This window comes from Geobacillus proteiniphilus (genome assembly GCF_001908025.1).
In the GTDB taxonomy this organism is placed as follows: Bacteria; Bacillota; Bacilli; order Bacillales; family Anoxybacillaceae; genus Geobacillus; species Geobacillus proteiniphilus.
The window spans coordinates 1-20,388 of sequence record NZ_MQMG01000058.1 but is presented as its reverse complement, the minus strand read 5'-3'; the positions used below and the strand labels follow the sequence as shown (position 1 = coordinate 20,388).

The following is a 20,388-nucleotide window of genomic DNA, read 5'->3' as shown; positions in this document are numbered from 1 at the left end:
AAGCCGGATATGATGCTGGCGATGATGTTTTTGGCGATTTTGCTTTTTCCAAACGTCAAAGCGGTCGGTCTTGTCGGCGTCGTCACTGGCTTGATCTCAGCGATGACGACGACATTCCCAGGCGGACAGCTGCCGAATATGATCGATAAGGTCATCACCGCCCTTGTTGTGTTTGCCCTAGTGGCTTTGATAAAAACATACAGCCAAACGGTCATTGGGGCTTCAGTGCTGGCGGCAGTCGGCACAGTCATTTCCGGCGCGGTGTTTTTGACTGCGGCGCTCTTGCTCGTCGGGTTGCCGGGCGGAGCGACGTTTTCGGCGCTGTTTGTCACCATCGTGCTGCCAACAGCGGCGTTGAACGCAGTGGCGATGGCCATCATCTATCCGATCGCATCGTCGATTTTCCGACGGATGAACGTTACAGCGCACGTGTAAACGGCGAAAAACCCGATCATTGCTGGTCGGGTTTTTTGCTATCAAAGGGAGAGGATAAGGGGAAAAATGCCTCGCATTCCATTTATTTCTGATGTATATTAGACATAGCTGAGAAGCCAAGCGACGAGCAAGCAAATGGACGCTATTCCAATATAGCGCAAAGTCCGTTCTTTCAACAATGCTTTGGGCGGGTACGCCCGCGCTTTCCATAAGGCGAAAAATGCGTTTATAAAAAGACAGAAAAATAAGAATCCGACGGCGATAAGCAGCCATTGTATATACACCATGGCATTCTCCTCCTGTATGCGCCAAGCGCCTTATGTTTACTACTATGAATATGCAAAAAAAATCATAAAAATAAATACTTTTGTCTTTATTCCTTTTTGTTTTATTGATATAATAGGAAGTAAAAAATACGGTGAGGGAAGAGTGGGTGGAACGATGAAAACGACAGAACAGCATTATTCCATCAAAGAGGCGATGTTATTCAGCCAACGGATTGCCCAGCTGAGCAAAGCGCTGTGGAAATCGATTGAAAAAGATTGGCAGCGGTGGATCAAGCCGTTTGACTTGAACATTAACGAACATCACATTTTATGGATCGCCTACCACTTCAAGGGAGCCTCAATTTCGGAAATCGCCAAGTTCGGCGTGATGCATGTGTCGACGGCGTTCAACTTCTCAAAAAAATTGGAAGAAAAAGGGTTGCTTTCGTTTTCCAAAAAACAGGATGACAAGCGCAATACGTACATTGAGTTGACGGAAAAAGGCGAAGAAGTGTTGATGAGGCTGATGGAGACGTATGACCCGACGAAAAATGCCGTTTTCAATGGGGCGCTGCCGCTGCGCGAGTTGTACGGAAAGTTTCCAGAAATTTTAGAAATGATGTGCATCGTCCGCAACATTTATGGCGATGATTTCATGGAAATTTTTGAGCGGGCGTTTGAAAACATTAAAGAAGATTTTATCGAGCAGGACGGCAAACTTGTCAAACGAAAGCCGAAAACGGAAGAGCACGAGAAAGAATTGGCCAGCCAGGCTAACTGATGGTGCGAATGAGCGTTTTCAGTTCGGTCATCAGCGGGACAAACATTTGTTGGGCCAAAAGAGCGTCAACTGTCTGTTCCAGCGGAAGGTTCGGATGAAGCATCCCAGCAAACTGCACGAGCAGGGGAGTGAAAATCGTCAACCCTTCCGCTTTTTGCTGTTCGTATTGGTCGGCAAGCTCTTGGCAAAACGCTAAGAAGGCGTCGACTTCTTCTTTGGTCAAATCCGCGCGGATGATGAGGGAATAAAATGGTTTTTTCGCTTCATCGATCATTTCCATCAGCAGAGACTGGTGAAATTCCAGCTTGGCCACTCGCTTTTCCAACGATTCCATATATCGTGCTCCTTTTGGTGACGAAAATGTGACCGTTTTTACGTATATTTTACCGAATTTGTGCGCATTCACCAATAGAAAAATCGGTTTGTGTCCGGAAAAAGAAAAATGATTGATTTCCAGCCATGAACGATGTAAAGTTAGAGCCATGGGCGGCGTTTGGCGAAGATCAAAGAGGAGGGGAACAGTTTTGACGCTTTATTTCATCCCTCTGGCAGCCATGATCTTGTTTTTGGTGAACCAGTTCACCCACTTGCTCTGCGCGCAGCGCGACATCCCGGAGGAGCATCAGCCGGCGGTTTTTCGCACGATCAATGTCCTTATTACGATTTTATTAATCTCTTCTTACTTTGAAGTGTTGTTTACATGACTTTTCCCTGCTCTGACGGTTGATGCGGGGATTGTTATGTTTTCCTTTTGATGGAGCGAGTTCCATTGTCGTTGCCTCTCCCTTCGTTTCAAGGAAGGCGGCAAAAAAGGGTGCTCCTTTTGCGGGAGCACCCTCTTTCGTTTAGTAGATGACGCAGGCGCAGCCGACAATGATTAACAAAATAAACAGCACAACAATCAACGCAAAGCCTCCGGAGTAAGGTGCGCTCATCGTAACACCCCCTTTCGGCAAGAAGAAGCCTGTCGAGCGCTTCATCCTCATCATATGTATGGCAAGCGTGCATGTTATGGGCGGATGACTAAAGCGGAAAGAGGTTTTTTTTTCGCTGGAAATATGGTATAGTTATTGTCGTGGCTGAAGAGGCGAGCATGTTGTTCCTTGGGCGCGCTTGGGCGCCATTCGATCTGCGCCGCTTGAAAGCGTGGGAACATTCAATCGAAAAAAGATGTAGGAGTTGTGAAGCGAATGAAAAAATGGATGATGGCCGCTGCCGTCGTCTCGCTCATGGCTTTGTCGGCCTGCAATAACGACGGTTCGGAAGCGATTGTGGAAACGAAAAACGGCAATATTACGAAAGACGAATTTTACAATGAGATGAAAGAGCGCGTCGGCAAATCCGTCCTTCGTGATTTGATCGACGAAAAAGTGTTGAGCAAAAAATACAAGGTAACCGATGAAGAGATTGACCGAGAAATCGAACGAATCAAGGAAGCGTATGGAACGCAATATGATTTGGCCGTGCAGCAGAACGGAGAAAAAGTGATCCGCGAAATGGTCAAGCTCGATTTGCTGCGGACGAAAGCGGCCGTTGAAGACATAAAAGTGACGGAGAAAGAGCTGAAGGAGTATTATGACAACTACAAGCCGAAAATTCGCGCCAGCCATATTTTGGTCAAAGATGAAAAAACAGCAAAAGAAGTAAAGGCGAAGCTCGACAAAGGCGAGGATTTCGCCAAGTTGGCCAAAGAATACTCCCAAGATCCGGGCTCGGCGTCCAACGGCGGCGATTTAGGCTGGTTTGGCCCGGGGAAAATGGTCAAGGAGTTTGAAGACGCCGCCTATAAGCTGAAAGTCGGCGAAGTGAGCGATCCGGTGAAAACGGATTACGGCTACCATATCATTAAAGTGACGGACAAAGAAAAGAAAAAATCGTTCAACGAAATGAAAGACGAAATTGCGTTTGAAGTCAAACGGAACAAGCTTGATCCTGCGACGATGCAGTCAAAAGTGGACAAACTGGTGAAAGACGCCGATGTTGAGATCAAAGACAAAGATTTGCAAGATGTGATCGGGCAGCAAGGAAAACAGTAAAAACGGAAGCGGGACATCCCTGCTTCCGTTTATTGTTGTGAGCTTGAACTTTCTGCTGTTCAACGGGAGATCAGCCGAGCTGTTCGCGAATGGCGGCCGCGATCGCCTGCAAGTCAGCGGGTGTATAGTCGCTTGCATGCGACTTCCAGACCGCGCCAAACCCATCCCCTTTGCCGTAGCGTGGAATGAGGTGAAGATGGTAATGGAACACCGTCTGCCCCGCTTGCTCGCCATTGTTGTTCAATAGGTTGAGCCCGACCGGGGAAAATGCTTGCTTGAGCGCATTGGCGATCGTCGGCACTGCGCGAAACAGTTGGCCGGCCGCCTCCGGCGTGAGGGTGAAAATGTTTTCCGTATGTACTTTCGGGATGACAAGCGTGTGCCCTTTTGTCACTTGGCTGATGTCCAAAAACGCGAGCACATGGTCGTCTTCGTACACTTTCGCCGCGGGCAATTCGCCGTTAATGATTTTGCAAAAAATGCAATTGCTCACTGTGGTCACCCTTTCCTTCCTGTTTTCTTCATTTTACCATAAAAAAACCGGGATGTAATCCCGCAACGCAGGCTACATCCCGGTTGGTGAAAAGGGGAGAGGATGATTCAAGCAAATGTGCGTTTGATGAACACCCCATTTGCGGCAAAAGTTGGTTCGGCGTGAGCGCTTCCTTTGTTCAACGTGACCATCCCCTTTGGACAGGCTCGTTGCTTCCCAGCAACGAATGCGATGGTCGCTCCCTAGGAACGTTTACAACGTTTTGCAGCTCACAACGGCGTCTTTGACGAACACCCCATTTCGGATGGATCGTTCATCAACTTTTTGATTCCTCATCCCCTCTTCGCTATTTATCATGCCCGGCTTGAGTGAGTTTATGCAAAAGAACGGTGTGATCTTTTTTTGGTAAGCGAGGCTATGGTTTGGTACAATGGGGATAAACGCCAGAACGGAAAGGGGGCGGACGATGACACTTTTGCAGGTGAAGGATCTATCCGGAGGCTATACGGCGCAAAACGTGCTTGAAGACGTGACGTTTGCGGTCGACCGCGGTGAAATGGTCGCCTTGATCGGCTTAAATGGAGCCGGCAAAAGCACGACGATCAAACATATTATCGGTTTGATGGAACCGCGCCGCGGTGCGATTTCCATCAGCGGCCATCGGCTTGCGGACGGGCCGGAAACGTATCGGAGGCAGTTTGCTTTTATCCCGGAAACGCCGGTGTTGTATGAAGAATTGACGCTTGAGGAACATTTGCGTCTAGCGGCGATGGCGTACGGGCTGAGCGAAGCGGAGTATGAACGCCGCCTTCCGCCGCTGCTTCGCGAGTTTCGATTGGAGCGGCGGCTTTCCTCGTTTCCGGCTCACTTTTCAAAAGGAATGAAGCAAAAAGTCATGATTGTATGCGCCTTTTTGCTTGAACCGCCGCTTTATATCATCGATGAGCCGTTTCTCGGCCTCGATCCGCTTGCCATTCACGCCCTGCTTGAGCGAATGAACGAACAGAAAGCGAAGGGAGCGGGCATTTTGCTGTCGACGCACATTTTAGCGACGGCAGAGCGGTATTGCGACTCATTCGTTATTTTGCACAAAGGCCGCGTCAAAGCCAAAGGGACGCTTGATGACATTCGCCGCCAGTTCGGGCTGCGGGGGGCGTCGCTTGATGAGCTGTACATCGAATTGACAAAGGACGATGAGCTATGATTGACGCCCGCCGTCTTTGGAAGCAGCGTTTCCAAGCGGAATGGCGAAAACGGATCCGCTACTTGCGCTATATGTTCAACGACCATTTGCTCGTCGGTTTGATCATCGTGCTTGGCGGCATAGCGGTGATGTACGAGCGCTGGGCGGCGGCGCTTCCTGACTCGTTTCCGTATCCGGCTATTGCGGCGGTCGTGTTCGGCTGGGCGGCGGCCGCCGGGTCGGTGCGCACCTTGTTCCGCGAGGCGGATACGGTGTTTTTATTGCCGGCGGAAGAACGGCTGGGGCCGTATATTCAGCGGGCGTTTTTGTTCTCATGGTTATGGCAGGCGTACGGCCTTTCTTTGCTTTTGCTGTTGGCGGGTCCATTGCATGCTCGCTTTTCCCCGGTGCCGTGGCCGCTTTTTTTGCTCGGCCTTTTTTGTTTCAAAGGATGGAGCTTATGGGCCGCTTGGAAAGGAAGCTATATCGCTGAGCCGTCTTTTCACCGCTTTGGCGCATTCGCCCGCTTCAGCTTAGCGGCGGTGTTCGTTTATTTGGCGCTGGCGGCGGCGCCATGGCCGTTGTTTGTCGTTGTCGTCGGGCTGATGGCCGCTCTTTCCATCTATTTGTCACGGCTGGTGAGAGGGAAAACGTGGAAATGGGAACGGATCATCGCCGAAGAACAGCGAGCGGCAACGGCGTTTTACCGGCTGGCCAACTTGTTTACCGACGTTCCGGAATGGCGGGAGGCGGCGAAGCGGCGGCGCTGGCTTGATCCGCTGCTCGCTTTGATACCGTACGACGAGCGGCATGTGTTTTTTCATTTGTATGCCCGCACGTTTTTGCGCGCCGGCGGGTATGCTGGTCTGTATGTCCGCCTCACCGCCATTGGAAGCGTCATGCTGGCTGTGATCGATCACGAATACGGGCGGGCGGCCATCGCGTTTTTGTTTCTTTACGCGACCGCTGTTCAACTGGCCGCGCTGCCTTCCCATCATCGCTACTCGCTATGGCCGCGGCTGTACCCGTTGCCGCAGGCGCAACCGGGTGCTGCGGCGGTTCGGTTGCTTTCCATTCTGCTGATTGGGCAAAATACGATATTTCATCTCGTACTGTTGGCTGTTTCCCCGCGTCTTCTTTGGCTCGCCACTTGGCTTGGCGGAAACATATGGGGGCTTTGGACGGCAGGGCGGTACGTGCGCCTGCGGCGTGGGCAGAAGGCCGGACGCTAGCGCTGTTTGCGCTGGCGCCGGCGTTTTTCGTTCTCGACGGACTGCTGTGGCTTTCACACCTTTTTTCCCGCTTCATATGCTGTAGTACACCGGCCTGGGCGCATGTCCACAGGGTCGGGCTCGAAGTCGGGAAGAAAGGGGAATGGTTCATGGGTGTAGAGCTTGTGGCGCTGCACTGGATTTACTTGCTGTTTATTGTGCTCATTATTGGGTTTATGGTCGCCCGCAAAGATACATCGCTCATTTGCATTGCCGGCATCTTTTTATTGGCGGCGGTCGCCACCCATTCGTTGAACGCGGCGGTCAGCGGGGTGTTTAACAGCTTTATTTACGCCATTACGGAGCTATTGCCGACGATTTTAGTCATCTCTATTATTGTGGCGATGAGCAAAGTGTTGTCGGCCACCGGCATCAATGATGTCATGGTTTCGCCGTTTGTCCGCTTCATCCGTACGCCGGCTTGGGCGTATTGGACGATCGGGATTTTGATGATGGTCATTTCTTGGTTTTTCTGGCCGTCCCCGTCCGTTGCCCTCATGGGGGCGGTTCTGTTGCCGGCAGCGGTCCGCGTCGGTCTGCCGGCGTTGGGAGTGGCGATGGCGATGAACTTGTTCGGGCATGGCATCGCGCTTTCCGGCGATTTTATCATCCAAGGGGCGCCGAAATTAACGGCCGATGCCGCCGGGCTGCCGGTCGGCGATGTCATTGCTGCCAGCGTGCCGCTTGTTTTTGTAATGGGGGTCGTCACAACGGTTACCGCGTTTTACTTGCTGCGCCGTGACATGAAGCGAGGGCTACTTGCAAGCGGGGAGGCGGAAATGGCTGCAACGGTCGATTCAACGCTGGAAAAAACAAGCCATTTACTGACGGGACAAACGAAAAAATGGCTCGCGCTGTTGATTCCGATTTTGTTTGCCCTTGATGTCATCGCGATGTTTTATTTGCGGTTGCAAGGCGGGGAAGCGACCTCCTTGGTCGGTGGAACGGCGATTTTCATTTTGATTCTCATCTCCGTTCTCGCCCATCGGCAAGAAAGCTTTGCGGAAGTGACGAATTACTTTATAGAAGGGTTCCAATTCGGATTTAAAGTATTCGGCCCCGTTATTCCGATCGCCGCGTTTTTCTATCTTGGCGATGCTGGGTTTGTGAAAATCATCGGCGACTATTTGCCGCAGGCATCGCAAGGCATCGTCAACGATTTAGGGGTTGCCTTGGCTCATGCGGTGCCGCTGAACAATGAGGTGGGGGCGGTCACGCTCACGATCGTCGGGGCGATTACTGGTCTTGACGGCTCCGGGTTTTCTGGCATCTCGCTCGCCGGTTCGGTCGCCCATTTGTTTTCTGTAGCGATCGGCGGCGGAACGGCGACGTTGACGGCGCTCGGTCAAATTGCTGCCATTTGGGTCGGCGGCGGCACGCTCGTTCCATGGGCGCTCATTCCGGCGGCAGCGATCTGTGGGGTCGACCCGTTTGAGCTGGCGCGCCGCAACCTCATTCCTGTTGCTGTCGGCTTGGTGGTTACGACCGTTGTCGCCATGTTTCTCATCTGAAACGAAAGCTGTCCCGTGCGGCCGGGGCAGCTTTTTTGCTATAATGGGCATGGACTTAAAAATCGGTCGATTTTTTGACAGTTCGCCTTCTTCTCTATACATTGGGTACGGAAAGCTGTATAGTGAAAAGGAGATAGGCAACGTTTAAAGGTAAGAAAACGCGAAACCGTTGACGGGATTGTGAGGAAAGAAAGGCGGATGGAGATGACTAGACAGATCAACGATACATTTTTGCGCGCCTGCCGCGGCGAACAAACATCGTACGTGCCGGTTTGGTATATGCGGCAAGCCGGACGGTCGCAACCAGAGTATCGGGCGCTGAAAGAAAAATATTCGCTGTTTGAAATTACGCATCAACCGGAGCTTTGCGCGTACGTCACGAGACTTCCAGTTGAGCAATATGGCGTCGATGCCGCCATTTTATATAAAGACATTATGACACCGCTGCCGGCCATTGGCGTGGACGTCGAGATTCAGGGCGGCGTCGGGCCGGTGATCGCGAATCCGATTCGCTCGCTTCAAGACGTCGAGCGGCTTGGGGAGATTGATCCAGAACATGATGTGCCGTATGTGTTTGAAACGATTCGGCTCCTTGTCAACGAACAGTTGGATGTGCCGCTCATCGGGTTTGCCGGGGCGCCGTTTACGTTGGCGAGCTACATGATTGAAGGCGGTCCGTCAAAAAATTATCATAAGACGAAAGCGTTCATGTATGCTGAACCGAGAGCGTGGTTCGCCTTAATGGACAAGCTCGCTGAGATGACGATTCGTTATGTGCGGGCGCAAATTCGGGCAGGGGCAAGCGCCGTGCAAATTTTTGATTCTTGGGTTGGCGCCGTCAATGCTGACGATTACCGGACGTTTATCAAGCCGGCGATGGCGCGCATTTTTGCCGCTTTGCGGGAAGAAGGGGCTCCGCTCATTATGTTTGGCGTCGGCGCCAGTCACTTAGTGCATGAGTGGAACGACTTGCCGCTTGATGTCATCGGCCTTGACTGGCGGCTGTCGATTCGCGAAGCGCGTCGCCAAGGCATTGCGAAAGCCATTCAAGGCAACTTGGATCCGGCGGTGCTTCTTGCGCCGTGGGACGTGATCGAAGAACGGGTGAAGCGCATTTTGGACGAAGGGATGGAACGGCCGGGCTACATCTTCAACTTAGGCCACGGCATTTTTCCGGATGTTCAGCCGGCGACACTGAAGCGTCTGACCGCTTTTATCCACGAATATACGTCAACGAACTAAACGAGGGGGTGGCACAATGGTGAAAAAAAAGGTGGGGCTGCTCGTGATGGCGTACGGAACGCCGTACCGGGAAGATGATATTGAACGGTATTATACGCACATTCGCCATGGGCGCAAGCCGCCGCAAGAACAAATCGAGGATTTAAAAGCGCGCTACCGGGCGATCGGCGGGTTGTCGCCGCTTGCTAAAATTACGGAAGAGCAGGCGAAACGGCTCGAGGAGCGGCTGAACGAAGTGCAAGATGAAGTCGAGTTTCGCATGTATTTAGGGCTCAAACATATTGAGCCGTTCATTGAGGATGCCGTCGAGCGCATGCATGATGACGGCATCAAAGAAGCGGTCGGGATCGTCCTAGCGCCCCATTATTCCACATTCAGCATTCGCTCGTACAATGAGCGGGCGAAAGCGGCAGCGGAAAAGCTCGGCGGGCCGACCATTTACACGATTGATCAATGGTATGACGAGCCGAAGTTTTTGCAATATTGGGCGGAACAAGTGCGAGCGATTTTTGCCGCCATGCCGGAACGTGAGCGGGAGCGAGCTGTGCTGATCGTATCCGCACATAGTTTGCCGGAAAAAATTATTCAAGCCGGTGACCCGTATCCAACGCAGCTCGAAGATACAGCGAAACGAATCGCTGAGCAAGCCGGCGTCGCCCACTATGCCGTCGGCTGGCAAAGCGCCGGTCAGACGCCGGAACCATGGCTTGGGCCGGACGTGCAAGACTTGACGCGCCAGCTTCATCAAGAGCGCGGCTATACGTCGTTCGTTTACGCGCCGGTCGGTTTTGTCGCCGACCATTTGGAAGTGTTGTATGACAACGACATTGAGTGCAAACAGGTGACGGAAGAGATCGGAGCTCGCTATTACCGACCGGAGATGCCCAACACGAATCCATTGTTTATTGATGCATTGGCGTCGGTTGTACTAAAGCGGTGGGCGGAAGAAGGCGATCGACATGAATAAAGGGCAACGGACGGTCGTCGTCATCGGTGGGGGCATTACCGGCTTGACGGCCGCTTACTACTTGCAAAAAGCGATTCGAGAGCAACGCCTCCCACTTGCATGCAAACTTGTCGAGGCGACGCACCGGCTCGGCGGAAAAGTGCAGACGGTCGTCCGCGACGGTTTTGTCATTGAACGCGGTCCAGACTCGTTTTTGGCGCGGAAAACGAGCGCGTTTCGCCTTGTGAAGGAAGTCGGCCTTGAACATGAGATCGTTCATAACGCGACCGGAACATCGTACATTTTGGTCAACGGCAAACTCTATCCAATTCCGGGCGGAGCGGTGATGGGCATTCCGACGCGCATCACCCCGTTTTTAACGACCGGACTGTTTTCCCCAGCCGGCAAGCTGCGGGCGACGCTTGACTTTGTGCTGCCGCCGGTGAAAGTCGATGGTGATATGCCGCTTGGCCGCTTCTTCCGCCGCCGCCTCGGCGATGAGGTGGTGGACAATCTCATCGAACCGCTGCTTTCCGGCATTTACGCCGGCGACATCGATGAGATGAGCCTAATGGCGACGTTTCCACAGTTTTTTCAGCTTGAGCAAAAATACGGAAGCCTTGTCCGTGGAGCGAGACGAACGACGCCGAAAGAGCAAAAAGAGCGGAAAGGGGCGTTCCAGACGTTAAAAACGGGCTTGCAGTCGCTCGTTGATGAAGTGGAAAAACGGCTTGAGCCGGGCAGCGTCATCAAAGGGGTGCGTGTCGAGCGGATCGTTCGCACCGATTCGGCGTATCGGCTGCAACTGAGCACAGGAGAGGTGTGGGGGGCAGACGGCATCATCGTGACAACACCGCATCATGTTGTGCCTGACATGTTCGCTGACTATCCGTTTTTCGCCCCGTTCCGTTCAGTGCCGCTGACGTCGGTGGCGACGGTGGCGCTCGCATTCCCGGAGGAGGCGATCCGCCAAGACATTGACGGCACCGGGTTTGTCGTTTCGCGCCGCAGCGATTACACGATGACGGCGTGCACATGGACGCATAAAAAATGGCCGCACACCGCGCCGCCTGGCAAGGCGCTCTTGCGCGGCTACGTCGGGCGCCCGGGCGATGAGGAGATCGTCGACCAACCTGATGATGAGATCGTCCGCGTTGTATTGGATGATTTAAATAAAGTGATGAATATTGCCGGCCAACCGGAGTTCGCCGTCATCTCGCGCTGGAAGCGGGCCATGCCGCAATACACGGTCGGGCACCGCGAGCGGCTGGCGCACATTAAACGGCAGATGGGCGATGCGCTGCCGGGGGTGTTTTTGGCCGGCAGCTCATACGAAGGGCTCGGATTGCCGGATTGCATTGACCAAGGCGAAAAAGCGGCCCGCGATGTGCTTGAGTACTTGCAGCCGACAGCGGTGGAGCGAGCATCTACTATGTATAGCAGCGTCCATTAACAAACAATTTGTAAACGGCCGAACGGTTCGCCGCTTCCGTTCGATGGCGGACGCTCGCCCGCCCGTCTTTTTCGTATGAAAATACATACGCCTTGAGCGGCCATGTTCATGCCTGGGGAAAAGTGCAAAAATGGCTCATGGATGTTTTCCGTGAAAATGCGAGTGTATGGAGTTTCCGTTTTCATGCCGAGTGGAGCGCAAAACGCGCGCATGGGTGTTTTATGTGGCAGTTTTACGCCTTCAGATGGCGGGAAGCGATTGGCTTCCGATGCACAAGGCCATGCTCGTTTCAACCTTTACATCGAGGCTGATTCATGATATGATTAATACGGATTGACCAAATTGTTCATTTAGTCAGTTTGAAGGATGAGGAGTATGGCAAGCGACCGCAAACGGCAAATCATCGAAGCGGCGGCCCAATCGTTTGCTGCCTTTGGCTACAAAGCGACGACGATGGAGCAGATCGCCAAGCTCGCCAACGTCGGCAAGGGGACGATCTACACGTTTTTTAAAAGCAAAGAGGAACTGCTCGATGAAATCGTCTCCGGATTGATTGTGGAAATCAAGGCGGAAGCGGAGCTGGCGATGGACTCGTCGCTGCCGTTTTCCGAAAACGTCCACCGCGCCTTGTACCGCATTTTGGAATTTCGCCAGCGCCATCAGCTGACGGCGAAGCTGCTTCAAGAAGTGCGCAATATCGGTACGGCGGCGGTGCAAGAAGTGCTTGCCAAACTGGACAGGGCAATGGTCGAATTCATTCGGCAAAAAATTGATGCGGCGGTGGAAAAAGGGGAGATTCGCCCGTGCAATTCGGAAATTACGGCGTTTTTGATGCTCAAGACGTACATCGCCTTGATCGTCGATTGGGAAAAAGATCATGAACCGTTGACAAAAGAACAAATTGCTGAATTGTTTACGCTCTATTTTTTGCAAGGATTGTCGAGGTAGATGATCCTCTTTTTTTGTTGAAAATTGACCATATGGACAATTTGGTCATCTGTACAAAGGAGGGAGCGCCATATGCTGCGAAAAGAGCTGCGGGCCATCGTGCTCCGCCCGAAAGTGTTTATCCTGATCCTTGCTGTTCTGTTCATTCCTCTTCTGTACAGCGGGTCGTTTTTATGGGCGTTTTGGGACCCATACGGTCATTTGGACCGCCTGCCGGTCGCTGTCGTCAATGAAGACCAAGGAGCTAAGCTTGACGGCGAACCGATGCATCTTGGCGACGATGTCGTCAAGCGGCTGAAGGAAAAACATTCATTTGCTTGGCATTTGTTCACTTGGATCATCAGCATAACGTTTATGATGATCGTTCAATTCCTTGTCACCGTGTTTGACAATCCGGGCCGGTTTCTTGCCATTTTGCTATTGATTACCCAGCTAGTTGGAAGCGCCGGCACGTATCCGATTGAGCTCGTTCCGAGTGCGTTGCAGTCGCTCCATCCGTGACTGCCGATGACCCATGCGATCCGCGGGTTGCGAGCGGTCATTTCAAGCGGTGATTTTTCGGTCATGTGGAAGGAAACAACGATATTGCTTGCGACAGCCGCGGTCTTTGCCTTGGCGACGCTCGCGTATTTTCTCCTTCTGTATCGCCGCCGTTATGCGGTATGGACGGAAACGGAAACAGCGGCTCAAGTGTGATGATTGAACCATAAAGTCCGTCTCGAAGGCGTCCCAAAAAGATTGGGACGCCTTTCGTATTGGCCAATATCCGGGATCAAACAATGGGCGGAAAATGGCTGAAAGGAAAACCGTTTGCTAGGACGGGAGGTTGCTTTTTGCAGATGGGCCGCCATAGAACAGATGTGTGCGATGGCAGTCCCGAGGTTAGCAAAAAAATGCCTCCTAGCTGGAGGCAGTAAAGAGAAAAGGCAGGCTGCATCGGGGAACAGCCTAACGCCGGCGGGGCAGCCGGCGCCGCGACGCAAGGGATGCTTCCGCTCACCTATTGGCGGTAAGCGGCGCCAAGGCAATCAGAGCACGTGTTGCCGTAGCATTCATGTTGCTCGTCAATCTCTTTGCCGCAGTGCAGACATTTTTTAGGCGGCAAGTTTCTGAAAAATTCTAACACTTTGGTCAACATTCCGATCCCCTCCGTTGTCTTGGTAATTCCATTGTATTATAACACATAACAAAATGTCAATAGGTGTTTTAAAACAAAAATCAACAAAGATGAAAAAATAGGCGCGGTTGTGTATGATGAAGACAAAACGAATGGAAGGAGAGAACAGAAAATGAAAGTGACGGTCATCGGCTATTGGGGAGGATTTCCTGCCGCCAATGAAGCGACATCGGCGTATTTGTTCGAGCATGACGGATTTCGCCTGCTCGTCGATTGCGGAAGCGGGGCGCTTGCCAAGCTGCAAAATTATACGGCTGTGGAAAACTTAGATGCGGTCGTCATCTCCCATTACCATTACGACCATATCGCCGACATCGGCCCGATCCAATACGCGCGTCTCATTCAGAAAAATTTGGGGGCTGACCTTCCCGTCTTGCCGATTTACGGCCATGCGGAAGACGAGGCGGCGTTTTCCCGCTTGACGCATAGCGGCATTACGGAAGGGAGGGCCTATGATCCGAATGGGACGCTGGCTGTTGGGCCGTTTTCGATCACATTTATGAAAACGGTTCATCCGGTGCCATGCTACGCGATGCGCATTACTGCTGGCGGCAAGACGGTTGTTTATACGGCCGATTCAAGCTACATACCGGAGTTTCTGTCGTTTGCCAAAGGAGCCGACTTGTTCATTTGCGAGTGCAACTTTTACGCTGGGCAAAACGCAGCGCCGGCCGGGCATATGACGAGCGAGGAGGCGGCGGCCATCGCGGAGGGAGCACGTGTCGGAGAATTATGGTTGACGCATTTGCCGCACGTTGGCCGGCACGAGCAGCTGGTTGAGGAGGCTGGCCGGACGTTCCGCGGCGTCATTCGCCTCGCCCGCACTGGCCTAACGTGGGCGCAATAGGCCAAAACAAAAGAGAACAGCAAAGGAAACGCTTCCCCTTGCCCTTTGCTGTTCTTTTTTTTATAATGAATATAGTTCGAATTTTTTTACTTATAAAATGAATGGTCATTCATTCATTTTGGGGGAGGAGCTTATATGAACGTAACGACGCGGCTGGCGCAAATCGCTAAGCAGCTGCCGGACAAGGAAGCGTATGTGTTCATGAAAGAGCGGTGCACGTATCAACAATTGGACGAAGCCATTTCCCGATTTGCCGACGGGTTGGCGCGGCTTGGCGTTCGCCGAGGCGACCATATCGCCTTGTTGCTTGGCAACTCGCCGCAGTTTGTCATCGGCTTGTATGGGGCGTTGCGGCTTGGGGCGACCGTCATTCCGATCAATCCGATTTATACGCCGGAAGAAATCGCTTACATTTTGCATAACGGCGACGTCAAGGCGGTGATCGGCCTCGACTTGCTCGCCCCGTTGTTTGCGGAGGCGAAGAAGCGGCTTCCGTTGCTCGAGCATGCAATCGTTTGTGAAACGCCGGAAGGGAAGGAAAAAGCCATTTCCCTGTCGAAAGGAATGAAATCGTTTGCAGAAGTGTTAGCGGACGGCAGCCCGGATTTTACCGGCCCTGAACTGGATGATGACGATGTCGCCGTCATTTTGTACACATCGGGGACGACCGGCAAGCCGAAAGGGGCGATGCTCACTCATAAAAACATATACAGCAATGCTCAAGATACGGCCGATTATTTAGGCATCAACGAAAACGATCGCGTCATTGCCGCCTTGCCGATGTTTCATGTCTTTTGCTTGACCGTGGCGCTCAATGCCCCGCTGATGAACGGCGGAACGGTGCTCATCATGCCAAAGTTCAGCCCGTCGAAGTTGTTCCAGCTGGCCCGCGAGGAAAAAGCGACGATTTTTGCCGGCGTGCCGACCATGTACAACTTCCTTTACCAGCATGAGGGAGGAAGCGCAGACGATTTGCGAACGCTCCGCCTCTGCATCTCGGGCGGCGCTTCGATGCCGGTCGCCTTGCTTGAAAACTTTGAGAAAAAGTTCAATGTCATCATCTCGGAAGGGTACGGGCTCTCGGAGGCGTCCCCCGTCACCTGCTTCAATCCGCTCGACCGGCCGCGCAAACCCGGTTCGATTGGAACGAGCATCAAAAACGTTGAAAATAAGGTCGTCAACGAATACGGAGAAGAAGTGCCCGTCGGCGAAGTCGGCGAGCTTGTCGTTCGCGGGCCGAACGTCATGAAAGGGTACTACAAAATGCCCGAAGAGACAGCGGCCGCCTTGCGCGACGGCTGGCTGCACACCGGCGATTTGGCGCGCATGGACGAGGACGGCTATTTCTATATCGTCGACCGAAAGAAAGAGATGATTATCGTCGGCGGTTACAACGTGTATCCGCGCGAAGTCGAAGAAGTGCTGTACAGCCATCCGGATGTCGTTGAAGCCGCGGTGATCGGCGTGCCGGACCCGGATTACGGAGAGGCGGTGCGGGCGTATGTCGTCGCGAAAAATCGGGAGCTGACGGAAGCAGAGCTCATCGCTTACTGCCGTGAGCGGTTGGCAAAATATAAAGTGCCGAGCGCGATTGACTTTTTGGACGAGCTGCCGAAAAATGCGACAGGAAAAATTTTGCGAAGAGCGTTAAAAGAGCGGCTCGCGTCTTCCCACGCTTGATGGTGCTGAATTTTCAGCACCTTTTCTTTTTTTTGAATAGTATATTGAAAATAAGGAGAGAAATTTATATAATTTAATGCATAAAAGTTTAAAAGGACTGAATTTCATTACATAGGGGGATGGGATCATGGGCCAATCGATTCGGCGGCTCGCCGCGGTGTGCGCGGCCAGCTTTTTGTTGCTTGGCGGCTGCGGCGGCGCGAAAGAGACGGGAAGCAGCCAGGGAAGCGGCGGGAAGAGTGAGAAAGAAAAGACGTACAAAATCGGCGTGACGCAAATTGTCGAGCATCCATCGCTCGATGCGGCGCGCAAGGGATTCCAGCAGGCGTTAAAAGACAAAGGGCTGTCCGTTGAGTATGACGTGCAAATCGCCCAAGGCGACCAAAGCAACAACCAAACGATCGCCAACAATTTTGTTTCGGACGGCGTCGACTTGATTTTTGCCAACTCAACGCCAAGCGCGCAGGCGGCGCTCAATGCGACAAAAGACATTCCGATCGTGTTCACTTCGGTGACTGACCCAGTCGGCGCGCAGCTTGTCCAATCGATGGAAAAACCGGGCGGCAATGTGACAGGAACGACCGATACGCACCCGGAGGCCATTCCGAAAACGGTGCAGTTTATTGACAAATATATCAAAGGCAACCGTGTCGGCATGGTATATAACGCCGGCGAACAAAACTCAGTCGCTCAAATCGAACAGGTGAAAAAGGCGATGCAAGGAACGGACTTGCAAATCGTTCCTGCATCAGTATCGACGTCAGCAGAGGTGAAGCAGGCGACCGAGTCGCTCGTCGGCAAAGTCGATTGTCTGTACATCATCACCGACAACACGGTCGTCTCGGCGCTCGAGTCGGTGATCCAGGTGGCGAATGAACACGACATTCCGCTTTTTGTTGGTGAGCTGGATTCCGTCAAGCGCGGCGGTTTTGCGGCGTACGGGTTCGACTATTATGACATCGGCTACGAAGCCGGGGAAATGGCGGCGCAAATTTTGCAAAACGGCAAAAAGCCAGCCGATTTGCCGGTGCAATATCCACAAAAATTGAAGCTTGTCATCAACAAAAAAGCAGCGCAAGAAATGGGCATCAAGCTCAATCCGGAATGGGATTCCATTGCGGAATATATTGAATAAGCGGCCGTCCCTCCTTCGATGAAGGAGGGGGGTGTTTCCAAAAAAGTAGGTAAAAGTGCGTTTCTGCACTCAACGTGTCACATGCGCCTTCGGTGTGTTTCCGAAAAGGTAGGTGAAAAGTTGTGTGGACAGCGATGTTCAGTTCCGTCGAAGCCGGCTTGATTTACGCCGTGATGGCGCTCGGCGTCTATTTATCGTTTCGCATTTTGGATTTTCCCGATCTGACGGTTGACGGCAGCTTCGTCACCGGCGCGTCCGTCGCCGCCGTGCTGATTGTCAATGGAGCCAACCCGTTTGCCGCCTCAGCCGCGGCGCTTTTGGCTGGCTTTGCTGCCGGGGTGTTGACCGGACTTTTGCATACGAAAGGGAAAATCAATCCACTGTTATCCGGCATTTTAATGATGATCGCTTTGTATTCGATCAATTTGCGCATTATGGGCAAATCGAACGTTCCGCTGTTGCAGCAGGAAACGGTCATCACAAAAATCACCGCCGCCTGGCAGCAAGCCGGGTTGGATGCGGCGCTCAACCAGCTTGTTTCCTTCACCGGCTTTGCGCCGCGGACATGGGCGGTGCTTGTGTCAATGGCGATTGTCACACTAATGGTCAAAGGGCTGTTGGATTGGCTGCTGAAAACGGAAGTGGGGATTGCCTTGCGGGCGACCGGGGACAACAAACCGATGGTGGCGAGCTTCTCCGCCAACACGGATTGGTTGATCGTGTTTGGCCTTGGGCTGTCGAACGCGCTCGTTGCTTTTTCCGGAGCGCTCGTCGCCCAGTATGGCGGATTCAGCGACGTGGGGATGGGAATTGGGATGATTGTGATTGGCCTAGCTTCGGTCATCATCGGAGAGGCGTTGTTTGGCGCCCGTTCGGTCGCACGCGCGACGTGGGCGGTCATCGGCGGCGCCATCGTCTACCGACTTATTTTGGCGCTCGCTTTGCGCGTCGAGTTTTTGGAGACGGGCGATGTGAAATTGATTACCGCGCTCATTGTCATGCTGGCGCTCGTCGTGCCCAACATCTTGGCGACGCAAAAAGAACGGCAGCGGAAAAAGCGGAGGGCGCGGCAGTTGGATAGGGGGGAGACCGTTGCTGGAGCTAAAACGAATTACAAAAGTGTTTAACGAAGGAACGGCTGACGAGAAAATCGCTTTGCGCGGCATTGATCTGACGCTTGCTCCCGGCGATTTCGTCACCGTTATCGGCAGCAACGGCGCTGGCAAGTCCACGCTCATGAACATCATTTCTGGACGGCTGTCTCCTGATACCGGCGAAGTGTGGATCAACGGCCGCAATGTAACCGCGCTCAAGGAGCATGCGCGCGCCCGCTACATCGGCCGCGTCTTTCAAGACCCGATGGCTGGCACCGCCCCGCATATGACGATCGAGGAAAATTTGGCGCTCGCCTACAACCGGACAAAGCGGCGCACGTTAAGCCTTGGCGTCACGAAGCAAAAGCGCGAGTGGTTTCGGGAGACGCTGCGAACGCTCCATTTAGGGCTTGAAGACCGGCTCGCCGCCAAAGTCGGGCTTCTTTCCGGTGGGGAGCGGCAGGCGCTCTCGCTGTTGATGGCGACGTTTACAAAACCAGATCTGCTTTTGCTTGATGAGCATACCGCCGCCCTCGACCCGGCGCGAGCGGAGTTGGTCACGGAGTTGACGAAGCAAATTGTTGAGCAGCACCGCCTGACGACGCTCATGGTGACGCACAACATGGAGCAGGCGATTCGCCTTGGCAACCGGTTGATCATGATGGATGGCGGGCAAATCATTTTTGTGGCGGAAGGAAAAGAAAAAGAGGGGCTGACGGTCGAACGGCTGCTCGAGGCATTCCAACGCATCCGCGGCAGCCAGTTTGCGAGCGACCGCGCCGTGCTCAGCTCATAAACGAAATGAGGTGTCCTTCGTTGGCTAGGGGACACCTCTTCTGTTCGGTCGGCCGGTCAGATATTTTGGGTTGCTGGTTGCGTCGCTTGTCGGTAGGCGGCTTGCAGCGCCTTCGTCACCGCCCCCGGCGCGCCGCTTCGGATCACCGTTTCGTCGACTTGAATGATCGGGATAATCGCTGAAGTCGTGCTTGTTAAAAACAGTTCGTCCGCCTCCGCAAGGTCGTTGGTGGAAAACGCTTCTTCGACAAATGGAATGCCAAGCTCAGCGCAAAACTGCTTCACTTTCGTGCGGACGATGCCGTTTAAAATCCGTGCGGTGGCCGGATGGGTGTACACTGTTTCATTTTTGACAAGGAAAATGTTTGACGAGCTGCCTTCGGTTACGACGCCGTCGCGATACAAAATCGCTTCAAACGCTCCGCGCTCAACCGCTTCTTGTTTAGCCAATACGTTGGGCAATAAGTTCAAGCTTTTAATGTAACAGTATTCCCAGCGGACATCTTTCGTCAAAATCACGCGCACCCCATGTGCCATTTCCTCGGTTTTCCGCGCCATCGGCTGGATGTAGGCGTACAAGTTCGGCCGGTTTTCCGCCGGAAACGCATGGTTGCGCGGGAAGCTGCCGCGCGTCACTTGCAAATACAAAATCGCATCTTCCTGCACATCGTTGAGGCGGCGAAGCTCCTCAAGCCGTTCGATGAGCTCTTCGCAGCCAAACGGAACGGATAGGCGAATGGCGGCCGCTGAACGGTACAGCCGGTCAAGATGCTCGCGAAGCCAAACGTATATCCCGTTATATAAGCGGACGACTTCGTAGACGCCATCGCCAAATTGCAAGCCGCGCTCTTCCATCGGGTACGTTACTTGTTCATAAAGGAAAATGCCGCGGTCGGTTAATACATACGGTTTCACTGACATGGACGTGCACTCCTTTTCTGTTGCCATCAATCATGAATCAGTTTGATTATATCATAGATTGGTCTCTCTCTGCGTTTGTCTCGTATTTGGCATGAGCGGAAACAATGGATGGACGTTCGGGTTGCGAAATGAGAGGAATTTTTAGACAATAAAGTTATCAATCTAGTCAAATGG

Annotated in this window: 24 protein-coding genes; 18 read left to right on the top strand and 6 right to left on the bottom strand. The window is 53.0% G+C overall.

Annotated elements, in window-relative coordinates; all coding sequences use genetic code 11:
• Positions 1-435 (top strand): tryptophan transporter (locus BRO54_RS16190; RefSeq protein ID WP_074044602.1); only part of this gene is annotated, 435 nt, incomplete at its 5' end.
• A gap of 98 nt (positions 436-533) precedes the next feature.
• Here BRO54_RS16190 and yhzF read toward each other — a convergent pair.
• On the bottom strand, positions 534-722 hold the full coding sequence (gene yhzF / locus BRO54_RS21055) for a membrane protein YhzF (RefSeq protein WP_074044599.1): 189 nt from the start codon (positions 720-722) through the stop codon (positions 534-536).
• 154 nt (positions 723-876) lie between these two features.
• Here yhzF and BRO54_RS16180 point away from each other — a divergent pair, with 154 nt between their 5' ends.
• Positions 877-1,482 (top strand): HTH-type transcriptional regulator Hpr, encoded by a 606-nt coding sequence (locus BRO54_RS16180; protein ID WP_172620548.1) that lies wholly within the window; start codon positions 877-879, stop codon positions 1,480-1,482.
• Here the strand turns inward: BRO54_RS16180 and BRO54_RS16175 are convergent.
• The gene (locus BRO54_RS16175) at positions 1,475-1,816 is read right to left on the bottom strand and encodes a YhaI family protein (RefSeq protein ID WP_074044597.1); all 342 of its coding nucleotides are present in this window, start codon (positions 1,814-1,816) and stop codon (positions 1,475-1,477) included. The two genes, BRO54_RS16180 and BRO54_RS16175, sit on opposite strands and share 8 nt — an antisense overlap.
• A 190-nt stretch (positions 1,817-2,006) precedes the next feature.
• On the opposite strand from BRO54_RS16175, the gene BRO54_RS16170 reads away from it, so the two are divergent.
• Positions 2,007-2,186 carry a hypothetical protein gene (locus tag BRO54_RS16170; protein ID WP_074044596.1) on the top strand — a complete coding sequence of 60 codons (180 nt, stop codon included), beginning with the start codon at positions 2,007-2,009 and terminating at the stop codon, positions 2,184-2,186.
• A gap of 141 nt (positions 2,187-2,327) precedes the next feature.
• Here the strand turns inward: BRO54_RS16170 and BRO54_RS16165 are convergent, their stop codons facing one another.
• Complete coding sequence (locus BRO54_RS16165; RefSeq protein ID WP_021322511.1) at positions 2,328-2,417, bottom strand: YjcZ family sporulation protein; 90 nt, start codon at positions 2,415-2,417, stop codon at positions 2,328-2,330.
• 255 nt (positions 2,418-2,672) lie between these two features.
• Here BRO54_RS16165 and BRO54_RS16160 point away from each other — a divergent pair, with 255 nt between their 5' ends.
• On the top strand, positions 2,673-3,518 hold the full coding sequence (locus tag BRO54_RS16160) for a peptidylprolyl isomerase (RefSeq protein ID WP_074044595.1): 846 nt from the start codon (positions 2,673-2,675) through the stop codon (positions 3,516-3,518).
• 70 nt (positions 3,519-3,588) lie between these two features.
• On the opposite strand, the gene BRO54_RS16155 is transcribed toward BRO54_RS16160, so the two are convergent.
• Entirely contained in the window at positions 3,589-4,011 is a 423-nt protein-coding gene (locus BRO54_RS16155) for an HIT family protein (RefSeq protein WP_074044594.1), read from the bottom strand.
• Positions 4,012-4,477: 466 nt separating this feature from the next.
• Between BRO54_RS16155 and BRO54_RS16150 the strand changes: the two genes are divergently transcribed.
• From BRO54_RS16150 to BRO54_RS20645, 9 genes are all read left to right on the top strand, one after another.
• Complete coding sequence (locus BRO54_RS16150) at positions 4,478-5,215, top strand: ABC transporter ATP-binding protein (protein ID WP_074044593.1); 738 nt, start codon at positions 4,478-4,480, stop codon at positions 5,213-5,215.
• Complete coding sequence (locus BRO54_RS16145) at positions 5,212-6,426, top strand: ABC transporter permease (RefSeq protein ID WP_033024798.1); 1,215 nt, start codon at positions 5,212-5,214, stop codon at positions 6,424-6,426. Before BRO54_RS16150 ends, BRO54_RS16145 begins: the two co-directional genes overlap by 4 nt.
• Positions 6,427-6,575: 149 nt before the next feature.
• On the top strand, positions 6,576-7,976 hold the full coding sequence (locus BRO54_RS16140) for a hypothetical protein (RefSeq protein ID WP_033024799.1): 1,401 nt from the start codon (positions 6,576-6,578) through the stop codon (positions 7,974-7,976).
• Positions 7,977-8,180: 204 nt separating this feature from the next.
• Positions 8,181-9,218 (top strand): uroporphyrinogen decarboxylase, encoded by a 1,038-nt coding sequence (gene hemE, locus BRO54_RS16135; RefSeq protein WP_074044601.1) that lies wholly within the window; start codon positions 8,181-8,183, stop codon positions 9,216-9,218.
• Positions 9,219-9,234: 16 nt separating this feature from the next.
• Positions 9,235-10,185, top strand: coding sequence for a ferrochelatase (gene hemH / locus BRO54_RS16130; RefSeq protein WP_074044592.1), 951 nt, complete (start codon positions 9,235-9,237; stop codon positions 10,183-10,185).
• On the top strand, positions 10,178-11,617 hold the full coding sequence (gene hemY, locus BRO54_RS16125) for a protoporphyrinogen oxidase (RefSeq protein WP_074044591.1): 1,440 nt from the start codon (positions 10,178-10,180) through the stop codon (positions 11,615-11,617). The genes hemH and hemY overlap by 8 nt, the downstream gene beginning before the upstream one ends.
• A 375-nt stretch (positions 11,618-11,992) precedes the next feature.
• Positions 11,993-12,565 carry a TetR/AcrR family transcriptional regulator gene (locus BRO54_RS16115; RefSeq protein ID WP_033024803.1) on the top strand — a complete coding sequence of 191 codons (573 nt, stop codon included), beginning with the start codon at positions 11,993-11,995 and terminating at the stop codon, positions 12,563-12,565.
• 72 nt (positions 12,566-12,637) lie between these two features.
• Complete coding sequence (locus tag BRO54_RS16110; RefSeq protein ID WP_239691286.1) at positions 12,638-13,066, top strand: YhgE/Pip family protein; 429 nt, start codon at positions 12,638-12,640, stop codon at positions 13,064-13,066.
• A gap of 6 nt (positions 13,067-13,072) precedes the next feature.
• The gene (locus BRO54_RS20645) at positions 13,073-13,261 is read left to right on the top strand and encodes an ABC-2 transporter permease (RefSeq protein ID WP_198527186.1); all 189 of its coding nucleotides are present in this window, start codon (positions 13,073-13,075) and stop codon (positions 13,259-13,261) included.
• A gap of 304 nt (positions 13,262-13,565) precedes the next feature.
• Here BRO54_RS20645 and yhfH read toward each other — a convergent pair whose 3' ends face one another.
• Positions 13,566-13,703 (bottom strand): protein YhfH, encoded by a 138-nt coding sequence (yhfH, locus tag BRO54_RS16105; RefSeq protein ID WP_074044590.1) that lies wholly within the window; start codon positions 13,701-13,703, stop codon positions 13,566-13,568.
• A 151-nt stretch (positions 13,704-13,854) separates the two neighbouring features.
• Here yhfH and BRO54_RS16100 point away from each other — a divergent pair, with 151 nt between their 5' ends.
• The 5 genes from BRO54_RS16100 to BRO54_RS16080 all read left to right on the top strand — a co-directional run bounded on the left by BRO54_RS16100 (position 13,855) and on the right by BRO54_RS16080 (position 19,294).
• On the top strand, positions 13,855-14,589 hold the full coding sequence (locus BRO54_RS16100; protein ID WP_033024804.1) for an MBL fold metallo-hydrolase: 735 nt from the start codon (positions 13,855-13,857) through the stop codon (positions 14,587-14,589).
• A 135-nt stretch (positions 14,590-14,724) separates the two neighbouring features.
• Entirely contained in the window at positions 14,725-16,269 is a 1,545-nt protein-coding gene (locus BRO54_RS16095; protein WP_074044589.1) for a fatty acid--CoA ligase family protein, read from the top strand.
• A 127-nt stretch (positions 16,270-16,396) separates the two neighbouring features.
• The gene (locus tag BRO54_RS16090) at positions 16,397-17,404 is read left to right on the top strand and encodes an ABC transporter substrate-binding protein (protein WP_074044588.1); all 1,008 of its coding nucleotides are present in this window, start codon (positions 16,397-16,399) and stop codon (positions 17,402-17,404) included.
• Between the two features lie 134 nt (positions 17,405-17,538).
• Entirely contained in the window at positions 17,539-18,531 is a 993-nt protein-coding gene (locus tag BRO54_RS16085; protein WP_074044600.1) for an ABC transporter permease, read from the top strand.
• Complete coding sequence (locus tag BRO54_RS16080) at positions 18,497-19,294, top strand: ABC transporter ATP-binding protein (RefSeq protein WP_074044587.1); 798 nt, start codon at positions 18,497-18,499, stop codon at positions 19,292-19,294. The genes BRO54_RS16085 and BRO54_RS16080 overlap by 35 nt, the downstream gene beginning before the upstream one ends.
• Before the next feature lie 56 nt (positions 19,295-19,350).
• On the opposite strand, the gene dat is transcribed toward BRO54_RS16080, so the two are convergent.
• Positions 19,351-20,214, bottom strand: coding sequence for a D-amino-acid transaminase (dat, locus tag BRO54_RS16075; protein ID WP_074044586.1), 864 nt, complete (start codon positions 20,212-20,214; stop codon positions 19,351-19,353).
• Positions 20,215-20,388: the final 174 nt, after the last annotated feature.

What these genes read in the sequence shown, in the direction of transcription:
- hemH (WP_074044592.1), top strand. Translation starts at nt 9,235, where the DNA reads ATGGTGAAAAAAAAGGTGGGGCTGCTCGTGATGGCGTACGGAACGCCG.
- BRO54_RS16145 (WP_033024798.1), top strand. Translation starts at nt 5,212, where the DNA reads ATGATTGACGCCCGCCGTCTTTGGAAGCAGCGTTTCCAAGCGGAATGG.
- BRO54_RS16110 (WP_239691286.1), top strand. Translation starts at nt 12,638, where the DNA reads ATGCTGCGAAAAGAGCTGCGGGCCATCGTGCTCCGCCCGAAAGTGTTT.
- yhfH (WP_074044590.1), bottom strand. Translation starts at nt 13,703, where the DNA reads ATGTTGACCAAAGTGTTAGAATTTTTCAGAAACTTGCCGCCTAAAAAA.
- BRO54_RS16160 (WP_074044595.1), top strand. Translation starts at nt 2,673, where the DNA reads ATGAAAAAATGGATGATGGCCGCTGCCGTCGTCTCGCTCATGGCTTTG.
- BRO54_RS16175 (WP_074044597.1), bottom strand. Translation starts at nt 1,816, where the DNA reads ATGGAATCGTTGGAAAAGCGAGTGGCCAAGCTGGAATTTCACCAGTCT.
- BRO54_RS16085 (WP_074044600.1), top strand. Translation starts at nt 17,539, where the DNA reads ATGTTCAGTTCCGTCGAAGCCGGCTTGATTTACGCCGTGATGGCGCTC.
- BRO54_RS16180 (WP_172620548.1), top strand. Translation starts at nt 877, where the DNA reads ATGAAAACGACAGAACAGCATTATTCCATCAAAGAGGCGATGTTATTC.
- BRO54_RS16090 (WP_074044588.1), top strand. Translation starts at nt 16,397, where the DNA reads ATGGGCCAATCGATTCGGCGGCTCGCCGCGGTGTGCGCGGCCAGCTTT.
- hemY (WP_074044591.1), top strand. Translation starts at nt 10,178, where the DNA reads ATGAATAAAGGGCAACGGACGGTCGTCGTCATCGGTGGGGGCATTACC.
- BRO54_RS16140 (WP_033024799.1), top strand. Translation starts at nt 6,576, where the DNA reads ATGGGTGTAGAGCTTGTGGCGCTGCACTGGATTTACTTGCTGTTTATT.
- hemE (WP_074044601.1), top strand. Translation starts at nt 8,181, where the DNA reads ATGACTAGACAGATCAACGATACATTTTTGCGCGCCTGCCGCGGCGAA.
- BRO54_RS16095 (WP_074044589.1), top strand. Translation starts at nt 14,725, where the DNA reads ATGAACGTAACGACGCGGCTGGCGCAAATCGCTAAGCAGCTGCCGGAC.
- BRO54_RS16150 (WP_074044593.1), top strand. Translation starts at nt 4,478, where the DNA reads ATGACACTTTTGCAGGTGAAGGATCTATCCGGAGGCTATACGGCGCAA.
- BRO54_RS16165 (WP_021322511.1), bottom strand. Translation starts at nt 2,417, where the DNA reads ATGAGCGCACCTTACTCCGGAGGCTTTGCGTTGATTGTTGTGCTGTTT.
- yhzF (WP_074044599.1), bottom strand. Translation starts at nt 722, where the DNA reads ATGGTGTATATACAATGGCTGCTTATCGCCGTCGGATTCTTATTTTTC.
- dat (WP_074044586.1), bottom strand. Translation starts at nt 20,214, where the DNA reads ATGTCAGTGAAACCGTATGTATTAACCGACCGCGGCATTTTCCTTTAT.
- BRO54_RS16100 (WP_033024804.1), top strand. Translation starts at nt 13,855, where the DNA reads ATGAAAGTGACGGTCATCGGCTATTGGGGAGGATTTCCTGCCGCCAAT.
- BRO54_RS16115 (WP_033024803.1), top strand. Translation starts at nt 11,993, where the DNA reads ATGGCAAGCGACCGCAAACGGCAAATCATCGAAGCGGCGGCCCAATCG.
- BRO54_RS20645 (WP_198527186.1), top strand. Translation starts at nt 13,073, where the DNA reads ATGACCCATGCGATCCGCGGGTTGCGAGCGGTCATTTCAAGCGGTGAT.